8 protein-coding genes are annotated in these 13,877 nt (G+C 63.2%); 7 read left to right on the top strand and 1 reads right to left on the bottom strand.

Annotated features, from left to right (window positions below):
* From ACIP1U_RS26380 to ACIP1U_RS26370, 3 genes are all read left to right on the top strand, one after another.
* The coding region (locus ACIP1U_RS26380) for a hemagglutinin repeat-containing protein (protein ID WP_400321442.1) at positions 1-5,358 on the top strand (5,358 nt) is incomplete at its 5' end.
* 420 nt (positions 5,359-5,778) lie between these two features.
* A complete protein-coding gene (locus ACIP1U_RS26375) occupies positions 5,779-7,437 on the top strand; it encodes a ShlB/FhaC/HecB family hemolysin secretion/activation protein (RefSeq protein ID WP_400321439.1) in 1,659 nt (552 codons plus the stop codon).
* A 123-nt stretch (positions 7,438-7,560) separates the two neighbouring features.
* Entirely contained in the window at positions 7,561-8,052 is a 492-nt protein-coding gene (locus ACIP1U_RS26370) for a hypothetical protein (RefSeq protein ID WP_400321437.1), read from the top strand.
* Positions 8,053-9,232: 1,180 nt separating this feature from the next.
* Here the strand turns inward: ACIP1U_RS26370 and ACIP1U_RS26365 are convergent.
* Positions 9,233-9,898 (bottom strand): LuxR C-terminal-related transcriptional regulator, encoded by a 666-nt coding sequence (locus ACIP1U_RS26365; protein ID WP_400321434.1) that lies wholly within the window; start codon positions 9,896-9,898, stop codon positions 9,233-9,235.
* A 781-nt stretch (positions 9,899-10,679) separates the two neighbouring features.
* Between ACIP1U_RS26365 and tssB the strand changes: the two genes are divergently transcribed.
* From tssB to tssE, 4 genes are all read left to right on the top strand, one after another.
* On the top strand, positions 10,680-11,216 hold the full coding sequence (tssB, locus tag ACIP1U_RS26360; RefSeq protein ID WP_400321431.1) for a type VI secretion system contractile sheath small subunit: 537 nt from the start codon (positions 10,680-10,682) through the stop codon (positions 11,214-11,216).
* 82 nt (positions 11,217-11,298) lie between these two features.
* Positions 11,299-12,810, top strand: a complete 1,512-nt coding sequence (tssC, locus tag ACIP1U_RS26355; RefSeq protein ID WP_400321428.1) for a type VI secretion system contractile sheath large subunit — start codon at positions 11,299-11,301, stop codon at positions 12,808-12,810.
* A 52-nt stretch (positions 12,811-12,862) separates the two neighbouring features.
* Complete coding sequence (locus ACIP1U_RS26350) at positions 12,863-13,387, top strand: Hcp family type VI secretion system effector (RefSeq protein ID WP_400321425.1); 525 nt, start codon at positions 12,863-12,865, stop codon at positions 13,385-13,387.
* 28 nt (positions 13,388-13,415) lie between these two features.
* The gene (gene tssE, locus ACIP1U_RS26345; RefSeq protein ID WP_400321422.1) at positions 13,416-13,871 is read left to right on the top strand and encodes a type VI secretion system baseplate subunit TssE; all 456 of its coding nucleotides are present in this window, start codon (positions 13,416-13,418) and stop codon (positions 13,869-13,871) included.
* Positions 13,872-13,877: the final 6 nt, after the last annotated feature.

Genomic DNA, 13,877 nt, shown 5'->3' with positions numbered 1-13,877 from the left:
CTGAACTTTCACGAAAGCGTGACCTTCCCTAGCTGGCGGTGGAGTGGCGAGAGTGCGCCGGTCAGCGCCAGCCGCACCCTTGCGCTGATGCAGCCCGTCACGGTGACCGTGGACAAGTCCACAATCTCGAATCTCAACGCCTCGACGCAGACCTTCGCCTTTGCCCAGTCGCCGGTGGAGGAGTACTTCGATGCGAGTTCGCGGGTGATCTGTTCGGATTGCCCGCCGCCAACGTCTCTGACGCGCAACCTGACCAGCAACCCCACGCAGTACTACCAATCCATCACCGACAACGGCAGCACCTACACCATCACCTTCTGGCCGGACTACGACCCGGCCACGCAGATCCGCCCCGACCAGGTGCGGATGCGCTACGACCTCGGTCCGGACAGCCACGACTACAGCGAGATCGCGCGCACGACCACGACCACCACCACGACCGACCAACTGGTCAGTGCGACCGACCCGGCCAAGCTGCAGGCGGGCGGCTCGATCCGCGTCAACAGCGCCGGTGGCGCGATCTTGAACCAGTCCTCGATCATGGCCGCAGGCGGCGACCTGATCCGCGTGGCACCCGACGGCGGCGTGCAGGACATCGGCACCGCGCTGCAGCAGTCCGTCAGCACCACCGACACCTCGACCTTCTATTGGCATCGAAAGACGGGCAGCAACAGCGATACGCAGGTGGTGGTCAATCCAACCAACCCGCAGGCGCCGACCACGGTGATGGCGCTGCCGGCGGTTGCCTCGGCCAACCAGACGGTCCAGACCAGCGCGCAGACCATTACTGTGGCGACCGTGAACCGCGAGGGCCAGACTGTGACGGGGAGCGGTGGCAACCTGTCGGGCGGCGGCGCGGCCGGCACGCAGGTGGCCGGCGCTGCGGGTGGCGCGGGCAAGGCCCCGCAGACGATGGGCACCGCCAGTGGCGGCATTCCGAACCTGACGCTGCCCACGAACGGCCTGTATCACTATCAGACCGCACCGGGTGCGACCTACCTGATCGCCACCGACCCGCGCTTCACGCAATACGGCAAATTCATCTCCAGCGACTACATGCTCGGCCAGCTTGGCATGGACCCTGGCATGACGCAGAAGCGCCTGGGCGATGGCTGGTACGAGCAGAAGCTGATCCGCGACCAGGTAACGCAACTGACCGGGCGCACCTACCTGGCGGGATACAGCGACCAGTTGACTGAGTACCAGGCGCTGATGGACAGCGGCCTGATGTACGCCAAGCTGTTCCAGCTGGCGCCGGGAATCGGCCTGTCCGATGCGCAGATGGCCCAGCTCACCACGGACATGGTGTGGCTGGTCGGCCAGGACGTGACGCTGCCCGATGGCAGCCACCAGACCGTGCTGGTGCCCAAGGTGTACCTGGCGCATTCCCACGTGGTCGACCTGCAAAGCACCGGGGCGCTGGTGACCGGCAATCAGGTGAACCTGAACGCCACCGGCGACCTCGCCAACAGCGGCAGGATCGTAGGCGACATGGCGACGCAGGTCGTGGGTAACAACATCGTGAACCGGGGCCAGATCGGCGGCACCGGCACGACTGTGGTCAACGCGCAGCAGGACGTGCGCAACCTCGGCGGGCGCATTGCAGCCACCGATACGCTGGTGTCGGCTGGCCGCGACGTGATCAACGAGACGCAGACCATCTCCAACCAGGTCACGATGGGTAATCACAGCGCCGGTGCCACCGGCGTCGGCTCGGTGGCGGCCATCACCGCCACCAACAATGTGGGCGTGCTGGCCGGGCGGGACATCACCATGGCCGGCGGCCTGGTCGGCGCGGGCAACAATGCCCTGCTGGGCGCGGGCCGCGATGTGAACCTGGGCACGGTGGCGACGGGCACCACGCAGGATTCCAGCTCGCGCGGTGGACAGAGCTACTACCACGACCAGGCCACCGTCAACGTGGGCAGCTCGGTGCAGGCCGGCAGCAATGTGGTGGCGGTGGCCGGGCGCGACGCCACGCTGACCGGCTCAGGCATCGACGCCGGTGGCAATGCGTCGCTGGTAGCGGGCCGCAATACCACCGTCACCGCGGCGATTGACACCCATACGCGCAGCGAAGGGTCGCTCGGTGGTAAGGGGGCGGAGTACACGAAATCGTCGTATGACGAGACCGTCAGCGGCAGTTCGGTGCACGCTGGCAACAATGCCAATCTCGCGGCCGGCCAATCGGCCACGGTGCATTCGGTGCTGCAGGCCAATGGCATTGCCGCCTCGACCGAGAGCAACGGTACCGACAACCTGGCGGTGCTCGGCTCGTCGGTGACCACCGACAAGGGTGCCGCCAACCTGATCGCCACCGGGGATGTGACCGTCAGCACCGTCAACGAGAAGCACAGTGCGCAGGAATGGTCGCAGACCAAGCATTCCGGCTTCATGTCCAAGGAGCAGACGACCAAGGAAAGCAGTCAGCAGCAAACCATTGCGGTGGGATCGCTGGTGTCGGCCGACAGCGTGACGGCCAGCGCCGGGCACGACCTCACGGTCTCCGGCTCCACCGTTGTGGCGACCAAGGACGTGAGCCTGGACGCGGGCCGCGACCTGACCATCGGCAGCGCGCAGAACACCAGTTCCTCGCATAGCTACGAGCACACGACGAAATCCGGATTGGGCGCGACGGGCTCGGGCATTTCCTACGGCAAGCGCGACCAGAAAGACACCATCAACGACAGAGCGGTGACCCAAACCGGCAGCCTGGTCGGCTCGACTGATGGCAGCGTGCATCTGAACGCCGGTAATGCCCTCAAGGTGAGCGGCAGCGACCTGATCGCAGCCAAGGACGTGACCGGCGTTGGTGCCGACGTGACGATCGAGGCTGCCAGGGGTACGCAGCACCATGACGAGACGCACGAAGTGAAGCAAAGCGGCTTCACCCTCGGCGTATCGGGCGGCGCGATTGGCGCTGCCATCAATGCCGGCAACAAGCTCAATGCCGCCGGTAAGAGCGAGGACGGACGGGCCTCGGCGCTGTGGGGCATTGCCGCTGGGCGCGATGCCTTCGACGCAGGTAGTGCGCTGGCCGGCGGGGCCAGCCCGACCGCTGGTGCTGCACTGACACTCTCCTGGGGCTCCAGTCAGAGCAAGCAGACCCTGACTGAGGACAGTACCAGCCATGACGGCTCGCGCATCAAGGCAGGCGGTACGGCGGCGTTCGTTGCCACCGGAGTGGATGCGAATGGCAACAAGACAGCGGGCGACCTGAACATCGTTGGCTCGGATATCGATGCCAACAAGGTAGCGCTGAGCGCGAAGCACGACATCAACATTGTGTCGGCTACCGATACCGATGAGAGTCACAGCACCAACAAGTCCAGCAGCGCGAGTGTGGGCGTGTCTTATGGCGCGCAGGGCTTTGGCGTGTCGGCTTCGGCCTCGCAGGCCAAGGGCAACGCGGACAGCGTTGGCACCACCCAGGCCAACAGCCACGTGAATGGCAAGGAGTCCGTTACCATCGTGTCTGGCAACGACACCAACATCCTCGGCGGCACCGTCAGCGCTGGCAAGGTGATTGCGGATGTCGGCGGCGACCTGAACCTCGCCAGCCGGCAGGACACCGAGGAATCGCACGCCAGCCAGCAAAGCATGGGCGGCGGTTTCAGCATCAGCCAGGGCGGTGGCTCGGCCAGCTTCTCGGCCTCCACGGGCAAGGCCGATGGCAGCTACGCGAACGTCTCCGAGCAGTCCGGCATCTACGCCGGGCAAGGTGGCTTCAACATCGATGTGAAGGGCAACACGGACCTGAAGGGTGCGGTGATTGCCAGCGAGGCGAGCAAGGACAAGAACAGCCTAACCACCGGCACGCTGACTTGGAGCGACATCCAGAACCACTCCGACTACAGCGCCACTTCGATGGGTGTCTCCGCCGGCGGTGCAATGGGGACGCCATCCGGACAAAGCAATAGCGGTCCGACCTCGGGCAAGAATACCGGTGGCATTAGCCCGATGGCCCCGCAGCACAAGAGCGGCAGCGAAGATGGCGTCGCTCAGGCGGCCGTCGCCGAGGGCACGATCAAGATCACCGACGGCGCTAGCCAGAAGCAGGATCTGGCGACGCTGCAGCGTGACACGACCAACACCAATACGCAGGTCGGCAGCAATCCGGATCTGGACAACCTGCTGAGCAAGCAGGCCGACATGATGGCGGCGGCACAGGCGGCAGGCGAGGCAGTGGCGAAGACCGTGGGCGATATCGCCTCGGCCAAGTACGATGAGGCCATGAAGAACGCAAAGGCCGCTGGGGAGGCCGGCGACACCAAGCTGCAAGAGCAATACCTGGCCGAGGCCGAGAGCTGGGGCGAAAGTGGCAGCCACCGGGCAGCGCTGCATTCGGCTGGCGGCGCGCTCATCACAGGACTCGGTGGCGGCAACGCCCTGGCAGGCGCTGCGGGAGCTGGGCTGGCATCGCTTGCGGGCGGCAAGCTGAACGAGCTGAGCAGCGCGGTCGCCAACGGAGTAGACACCGGGAACGCCGACCTCAACGAAACACTTGGCAACGTGGCGGCCAATATTGCTGCGGGCGGCATTGGTGCAATCGTGGGCGGCGGCTCGGGCGCGGCGACGGCGTCAAATGTGGATCGCTTCAATCGTCAGCTGCATCCCGACGAGCGCAAGTGGGCGAAAGACAATGCGAAGAAATTTGCCGAGTTCTATAAGGGCAGGACGGGCGATGACATTTCCGCAGCAGATGCCGAAAATCTGTTACTTTCCGGCGGATATCGATTGGTTGATGCTGCAGCGAGCAAGGCCCCTGGAGCAGATCCGGTCGCAACTGAGTACATTTCCGTGAATAGCGGTAACCTGTTCAGCGCAACTGACGCTGAGCGAAGGAATCCCGCTCTTTTTGGCAATACCAACGGTACCCCGGCCCCGGAGCAGACTGCACTCAATACGAGTCATACACCGAATACGCAACCGTTGTTGTGGGCTGTAGGAGGGGGTCTTTACTATGGCATCGGAGGCGAAATAGAACTGGGATTTACCGGTCTAGTGCCGACCGACGGCAAACTGGCGCTCGGTGTTGGCGCAGGCGGCCATGGCTGGGTTAAGGGTTCTTCAACCGCACTGAAGTCGGATGTTTGGGCATCCGGTAAGGATGCCATGCCAGGCGATTATAGAATTGGTTCGTCTCTAGGCGCTTCGGCTCAGTTTGGATCTGGGGTTGTTGAAGGTTCAGTTTCTGGGGGCGGCTGGTCGAACGTCTCCGGCGCTAAGCCGGTAGTCGGGACTTACTATCAATCGAAGGCGGGAGTTGGTGTTACGCCATCGTTCGGATTTGGCCTCGAAGGAAAGGCCAATATTTTTGAGTTCTCTTATAAGAGGAGTAGAAATGGGGGATATTAAACAGGCGATAATCAGGTTTCAGCAAGCAAGATGGACACTGATCATCGTTACGATCCTCTTCTTTGTTGCGTATTTTGTCGGATTTAGGGTATTTGAGACTCCATTGGGTCATACAGTCCTCTTGGGGGCTTATTTGCCATGGATGTTCTACTGGGTCGCAAAAAGATATCGCTGCCCACGATGTGGCACGATTCCGCGATTGCAGACGTTCAAGGCTATAGACCTTTGCCCTAAGGTTTGTAGCCAATGTGGCCTCGATCTTCGTACTGGAGAGAGTACGAAGTAATCTTCGAGACTCGAATATGTCAAACCTCAAAATATGCGCGCGCCACCGGGCGCGTGATGTCTCCTCTTTTGCCCTTTTTGCATTAGCGCTACCCCCGCGCTGCGCTTGCACAAGCACTACCTGACAGATCGGCAGTGACAACCGCCGCCGAGCAAGAGCAGCGCACCCGCCAGCAGCAGGAAGCCCGGGAGCGTGCCCAGGCGGTCCAGGCGCCGGGCGTGCGCGCGCAAGACGTTGTGCCTGTTGAATACCCGACGCTGCCGGCGGAAGCGCCGTGCTTTCGCATCGACCGCTTCGTACTGGAGGTGCCGCCCGACCTGCCCGCCGCGTCCCAAGCACAAGGTGCCTCGGCTTTGCCGCAAGATCCGTTCGCCTTCGCCCGCACTTGGCTGGAGCACTACCAAGGTGCCTGCGTCGGCAAACAGGGGCTGGAGGTACTGACCAAGGGCGCGTCACAAGCCATCCTGAGCCAGGGCTACGTCACCACGCGCGTGCTGCTGCCGCAGCAGGATATGAGCACCGGCACGCTACGCGTGTCGCTGATTCCTGGCGTCATAGGTGAGCTGCGTTTCGCCGATCCCGACACACGCGGCACATGGAAATCCGCGTTCCCCGCCCGCGCCGGCGACCTGCTGAACTTGCGCGACCTGGAGCAAGGGCTGGAGCAGATGAAGCGCGTTGCCAGCCAGGATGCGGACATGCAGGTCGTGCCCACCAAGGTGCCGGGCGTCAGTGACGTGGTGATTACCGTCAAGCGCGCCAAGCCGTGGACCGTGGTGGCCTCGGTCGACAACTCGGGCACGCGCGCCACCGGCAAGTGGGTCGGCAACCTGAGCGTCGGCATCGACAACCCGCTCGGCCTGAACGACCTGTTCAACGTCGGCTATATGCAGGACGTGGAGTTCAGCGACAAGCAGCACGGCACGCGCGGCTGGAACGGATTCTATTCGGTGCCGTGGGGCTACTGGACGGCCACGGTCTCGGCCTACTCGAACAACTACTATCAGCAGATCGCTGGCGTCAATCAGACGTTTATCTCCAGCGGCCGGTCGCAGACCGCCGACCTGAAGCTGCATCGCGTGATCCGCCGAAGCCAGAACGACGTACTCGGCGTGCAGTTCCGGCTATCACGCCGCTTTGGCAAAAGCTTCATCGAGGACACAGAGATTGAACAGCAGCACCGCAACAACACGGTGCTGGAGGCTGGCTTCACCGACCGACACTACTTCGGCGAGGCGCAGTTCGACGGCAGCGTAGTGTACCGCCAGGGCATCGGAGGCTTCGGTTCGCAGGCCGACACGCTCGCGACTGAAGGCGGCCCAACTTGGCGCTACCGCATGGTGGTGGCGGACGCCAACCTGTCGGTGCCGTTCCAGCTGGGCGGCCAGCCTTTGCGTTACGTGACCACGTTCCGGGGCCAGTACACCGGCGACCGCCTCTATGCGCTCGACATGATGACCATCGGCAGCCGCTACACGGTGCGCGGCTTCGACGGCGAGAACCTGCTGGCCGGCGACAGCGGCTTTTACTGGCGCAACGAGCTGCAGGCGCCGATTGCGGCCACCGGCCAGGCTGTCTACGCTGGCGTGGACTATGGCCGGGTTTTCGGGCCGTCTACCGCCGTGCTGGTGGGCAGGCAACTTGCTGGTGCCGTGATCGGCCTGCGTGGCGGCTTCGGTTCTGGCTTTGGCCGGCTGTCATATGACCTGTTTGCCGGTTTGCCGATCTACAAGCCTGCCGCGCTTCATACCGCCGGGGTGACGGGCGGGTTGCAGGTGTCTTACCAGTACTGATTGGCTTCGTAGCAGTGGTTGGGGTAGCTGACAGGAAGTGCTCCCCCATTTTGGCGGAGTACATCGTACCGTTTATGCCCGGAGGCAGTGTGCCTCTGTAGTTCGATCTTGTCCGGAGAAAAAATGAATCCGAAAGCGCAGTTCATGCACCAATTGCAACAGCACGAAGATGAGAAGGCAGCGGGGAAAAAACGTCTGGAAAAGGACATCAGCGAGTTCCAGAGTAGGATGAAAGCGTTGGCTGATGAGATCAAGGGGTGGTTGAGGGACATCCCACAGGTGACGGTCAAGGTCGAGCAGACGACGCTCGTCGATCCGACGATACCGGCCAATCTCTCGCCGCAGGAGTTCTATCAAATCTGCACAATTCTCGTTACGGCGGGGGATCGCAGTCTGCGATTCAAACCTACCTGCCTTTATTTGTTCGGTTGCACAGGCGAGGTGGAACTAGAGTACCGGGGCCTCCATTCAGCACCGCGCTACAAGGCTTACATGTGGGAGCCAAACGTGCCGGCCGGAAAATGGGCACTTATCGGTTTGGAGCAGAATAAATCTGCGCCCCAAGAACTTGATGAAGCGGCATTCTTCAATCTGTTGAGCCGATTGATTCGCTGAACTAAGCAAGTCCTGCTCTGTGCAAGTGCCAGATAGCTTCTTCCAAAGCGGACGGGGCTATTTGGCAAAGGGTGCAATTTCAAAACGCACCCCTACGGCAAGCCTGGCCGGCCCAAGCGAAGCCGCGTTTGAACGCGACTTGCCGCCGCGCCACGTTGCCCCATGTGACGTTGGCAAGATAAGGTAAAATCACGCTTGGTTGCCAGCTAACCATGTGACCCAAAAGGCGCCATTTTTTGTAGGCAGTCTTGTAGACAGGTCGGGTCCTACCCGGAAAACCGCGCCAGGCAAGGCTTTACAAGTTACCAAAAAGCGCGTTTACGGCCCTGCGGGCGGCCACTCTTATCATAGTGGGCGGAGGCTTTCGTACGGGGCTTTGCTTCGTTGCAGGGCAGGACTGCCTGACGCCGTGGTGCGCCACAGTGGCTGGGATTAACGCGGTGATTGAACGAGCCCAGAGCTGTGGGTGGCCCCTGCTGCGGGCGTCGCCGTAGGAACGCCTGCGGCTGCGCTGCGCGCCGGCAGTATCTCAGATCGGCGGTCCGGGGACTGAACGCGTCGTGCGTTCGCTTGGCGCTATGCCGATGGCTGCGTGGCATGCTCCTTGGCGGCATGTTGTGCCCTGAACACAAAATTTCTGACAGTCCCGACAAGTCCTTTCTGACAGGCCCTTCGCCGGCCCCCACGAGTTGCCGCCGACCGCTTGTTCGCTCCCCTCGCCCGCTTGCGGGAGAGGGGCCGGGGGTGAGGGCCGGAGCCTCCACGAAGTGATAGCCAGCCAATCTGTTCGAACCGCCTGGGACGTTCATCAGCGCAGCTCATATCGCCACCCCCGGCAAACCAACTAGGACCGGCGCGCAGCGCAGCCGCAGGCGTTCCTGCGTTGACGCCCGCAGCAGGGGCCACCCACAGCTCTGGGCTCGTTCAAACATCGCTTCAACGCCGAGCCACCGTGGCGCACCACGGCGGCAGGCAGCCCCGCTTTGTGAGGAAGCGAAGCCCCGTACGAAAATATTCGCGAACTACGATAAGAGTGACCGCCCGCAGGGCCGTAAACGCGCTTTTTGGTGACTTTTTGTCGCTCCGGTGTGCGCCAAGGTAGCTGTCGCCCCGCCGTTATGAAACTTCCCGATCTTCAGCGCGCCGTCGCACACGCTTGCGCAAGAATGCGGTCGACGCTTCAGTTAAGCACCCCATAGGCACGAGCCTCAAAGATAGCCTGCGTGCGAGTCTTGACCGCCAGCTTCTTATAAATATTCTTGACGTGCGACTCGATAGTCAACCGCGACAGCGACAGCGCATCTGCGATCTCCCGGTTGGTCGAGCCCTTATTGATGAACACCAGGATCTCAGTCTCGCGCGCACTGAGCAGCGGCTTCGCGCTGCCCGCGGCAGCAAGCTTCGCCTCAGTCGGCGCATGCTTGGGCACCAGTGCCGCGAGAAGCCGCTTGGCAATGAACGGATCGATCGGCGTGCCACCACGCAGCGCGCCGCGCAAGGACACCGTCAGCTCAGTGTCGTCCCGCTCCTCAAGCAGGTAGCCGGTGGCGCCCGCGATCAGGGCGCCGACGATTTCCGCGTCCGTGCCCGGCGACGAAACCACCACGACGGGCAGGTCAGCGGAACGCCCACGCAGGCGCCGGATCAGGTCGATGCCGCTGCCATCGGGCAGGCAGGTATTCACCAGGGCCATGTCCAGCGGGCCTTGCTCCAGCCGCGCACAGGCCTCTTCAATCGTATTTGCGAAACAGAGCGCGCCGGCGGTGTAGTCAAGCACGGTGAGAATCCCGCGAAGGCGTGCTCGCATCGGGCCTTCGTGCCCGACAAGCAGCAGTTGGCCACGCATGACAGTTCGGCGGCTATCAGGAATCGTCGCGGTCATTGGCGTGGAGACATGCATGGGGGCGGGCGTGACCAGGGCGGCGGCCCCGGCCGGGTGCGGTTCAGAGTATCAGCAGCGCTGATTCCAACACCGGACCCGCAGTGATGCAATACGGCAACTGTCGTAGGCGATAGACATGGCTGACCCTTTCTTGTTCTGGTTTTGACCCTTGGTGGTGGTGCATGCCACCGCAACGGCGTGTCATGCACTCGGGCCTTGGAATCAAGTAAAGCCCAATCAGGCGGTTTTTCCTATCCCTGAAATCAGGCAGTTGCCACTTCCGAGGCGATTGCGCACGCCGTGTCCCCCGAACGAGATCGAGGCCAGGGTGGCCGGTTCGCAGTCGCGCAGGCAGCAACGCCGATCGATCGCCCTTATCTCAAAATACCAATTCTCAGGGATTGTGCCTGGTCCCGCCGTTACCTTAAATTCCGCTTGAATTTGCGCGCCGCAACTAGAAACACAGCAAGGGTCAACGATGGAACGGCGTGCGAAGACCAGGGGCTCAGGCCGTGCCGCATCGCGTCAGTCGCGAGCCGGCATTCGCGGGGCCACCCAAGAAGTGGGTTTGCCAGCGAGGGTATCCGCCTTCCGCAGCCGCCATGCCGGCCCTGCGGCGTGATGCGTTTCGATCTCTGTTCGGACCGGTTCCGCCGGCCCGCGGGACTGGCTTTGCCTTCGGCACGGGCAGCCGTGCGAAATCGATGATTTGACCGGACGCATTCGAGTCCTTCCGGAGAGTTCCATGTCCAATAGTCTGCAGAAGTGGGTAGGACGAAATCGTCCGCCTCGGGTCCAGATTTCGTATGACGTAGAGGTCGGTGACGCGGTCGAGAAGCGTGAGCTGCCCATGGTGGTCGGCCTGCTGGCAGACCTGTCGGGGCAGCCGGCAGTGCCGCCGCCCAAGCTCAAGGAGCGGCGCTTTATCGAGATCGACCGCGACAACTTCGACGAGATCATGGGCAAGATCGCGCCGCGTCTCGAACTGTCCGTGCCTGACACCATGAAGGGCGATGCCAACCTGAAGGTGGAACTGCGCTTCGACAAGTTCAGCGACTTCCATCCCGAAAGCCTGGTCGCCCAGGTGCCGCGCCTGGCCAAGCTGCTGGAGGCTCGCCAGCAACTGCGCGACCTGCTCGGCAAGCTCGATGGCAACGACGAGCTCGACGTGCTGCTCGAGCGCATCGTGAACAACGCCGACGAACTGAAGCTGGTGCGCAGCGAGGCCAATGCCGGCGCGGCGCCTGCACAGCCGGAAGCCGGGGACGCCACCCCAGCATGACGTGACGGCGGGGCGCGGGCGTTGATGCCCGCAGGACGCAACGAATTCGCAGAATTCCCAGAATTCCAAAAGGGTGAACCAGATGGCCAAGAACTCCGCCGCGGACAACGCGAGTGCCGAATCGAAGGGAAGCTCCACGGTCGAGGCCGAACGCGAGCTGACACTGCTCGATCGCATCGTGCAGGAAGGCAATATGGCTGTGGAGCCATCGCAGAGCGGCTATGCCAGGAAGCTGATCGGCCAGCTGGCCTCGCAGATCCTTGACGAGGGCATGCGTACCAGTCCGGACAAGAGCCTGGTGGCAACCATCAACGAGCGCGTGGCCGAGATCGACCGCCTGCTGAGTGACCAGCTCAACGCGATCATGCACGACCCGGCGTTCCAGGCACTGGAGGGCGCATGGACCGGCCTGCACGACATGGTCTACGGCACCGAGACCGGCACCAGCCTGAAGCTGCGCCTGCTCAACGTGACCAAGGCCGAACTGCTGAAGGATCTTGAAACCGCCGTCGACCACGACATGAGCGTGCTGTTCAAGAAGATCTACGAAGAGGAGTACGGCACCTTCGGCGGCCATCCCTATACGCTGCTGATCGGCGACTACAGCTTCGGCCGCCATCCGCAGGACGTGGCCCTGCTCGAGCGGATTTCGAAGGTAGCCGCCGCCGCCCACGCGCCGTTTATCACCGCCGCGGCGCCGAGCCTGTTCGACCTGCGCTCGTACACGGACCTGGGCGTGACGCGCGACCTGGCCAAGGTGTTCGAGAGCGCGGAACTGGCGCAGTGGCGCGGCTTCCGCGAAACCGAGGATTCGCGCTACGTGTCGCTGGTGCTGCCGTCGTACGCGGCGCGCCTGCCCTACGGCGCCAAGACCAATCCGGTCGAAAGCTTCGCCTTTGAAGAAGACGTCGACGGCACCGACCACGGCAAATACCTGTGGGCCAACTCGGCCTACCAGCTTGGCCTGCGCATCACCGACGCGCATGCCAAGTACAGCTGGTCCACGGCGATCCGTGGCGTGGAGGGCGGCGGCAAGGTCGACGGCCTGGTCGCGCACACCTTCAAGACGGATGAAGGCGACGTCGCGCTCAAGTGCCCGACCGAGGTCACCATCACCGATCGCCGCGAGAAAGAGCTCAACGACCTGGGCTTTATCGCCATCGTCAACGCCAAGGGCTCGAACAGCGCCACGTTCTTCGGCAGCCAGACGGCAAACAAGCCCAAGGTCTACAACAAGGATGAAGCCAACGCCAACGCGCAGTTGTCGGCGCGCCTGCCGTACGTGCTGGCCGCATCGCGTTTTGCGCACTACCTGAAGGTAATCATGCGCGACAAGGTCGGCAGCTTCCAGACGCGCGGAGACGTGGAGCGCTACCTGAACAACTGGATCGCGGACTACGTGCTGCTCAACCCGGCGGCGACCCCGGAGGCCAAGTCGCGCTTTCCGCTGAGCGCGGCGCGCGTCGACGTGACCGAGGTGCCGGGCAAGCCTGGCGCGTACCGCGCCACGTGCTTCCTGAAGCCGCACTTCCAGATGGAAGAGCTGACGGCTTCGATCCGGCTGGTGGCGGATCTGCCGGCCGCGGCAGCGTAAGCCGACCGGCAGGCACCCTCAGACATAACGGACCAGAGACAGCAGAGACATCATGGACACCATCATTCTTGACATCCCTGAGATCAAGGGAAGCAACAAGCAGCAGACCGGCCGGGCCGCCGAGCGAATCCTGATCTATTCGTTCTCGCACGGCGTGTCGATGCAAGTGACCAATGACCCGGGCAACTCGAAGCGGACCGCTGGCAAGGCGCAGTTCCATAGCATGCAACTGACGAAGCTGACCGACCAGGCCACGCCTGGGCTTTACGCCGCATGCGCCGCCGGCAGGTCGTTGGGCGAGGTGAAGCTGGAGATCGGCCGGACCGAAGACGGTGCGTTCCGCTCGGAGATGACCTACACGCTGAGCGACGCGATCGTTGAGTCGATCCATACCAGTGGTGGAGGCGGTCAGCCTTCCGATACGTTCGTGCTCGACTTCACCGCCATCACAGCGTTCTTTACGCAGCAGAAGGGCGATGCGCAGAAGGAAGGCACCGCAGCGTTCGGCTGGGACCTGGTGCAGAACGTGGCTTGCGCAGTGTCCGCGCCGCCGGAGCCGCAGAAGAAGGCAGCGTAAGCCGATCCGGTCCGGTCACCCGCAGCCCATGTCCGTCATCATCACCGGATCGCCGATGCCGCTGTTCGACAGGCTGTCGGCGGGCGCAAACGCACCCTCGGCGCAGTTGCTGCAAGGCGAGCCGCTGCGCCAGTCGGTGGCGCGCGAACTCGCACGGCTGCTCAATACGCGTTCGCGGCTGACGGCGGCGCAGTTCCTTGAGGCCGAGGGCACCGTGCTTGACTACGGCGTGCCGGATTTCTCTTTCCGCTCGTTCCAGTCGGTGCCGGACTGCGACGCGATCGCGGCGCTGGTCGAGCGAGCGATCGCAATGTTCGAGCCGCGCCTGCGTGATCCGCGCGTGCGCTTTGCCGATCGCGACACCCCGCGCCCGGTCCTGATGATCGACGGCGAGCTGCCGCTGGGCGCCGCGCCTGTGCGCGTGGCGTTCGAGCTCGCCGCGGCAGGCCAGCCTGCCGACCCGCGCTGGAGCGATCATGGCTGAGGGCGG

Source organism: Cupriavidus sp. NPDC089707, from assembly GCF_044748965.1.
Taxonomy (GTDB): Bacteria; Pseudomonadota; Gammaproteobacteria; order Burkholderiales; family Burkholderiaceae; genus Cupriavidus.
Note: the sequence above shows the minus strand (reverse complement) of the source record. Positions and strands in the feature narration are given on the sequence as shown.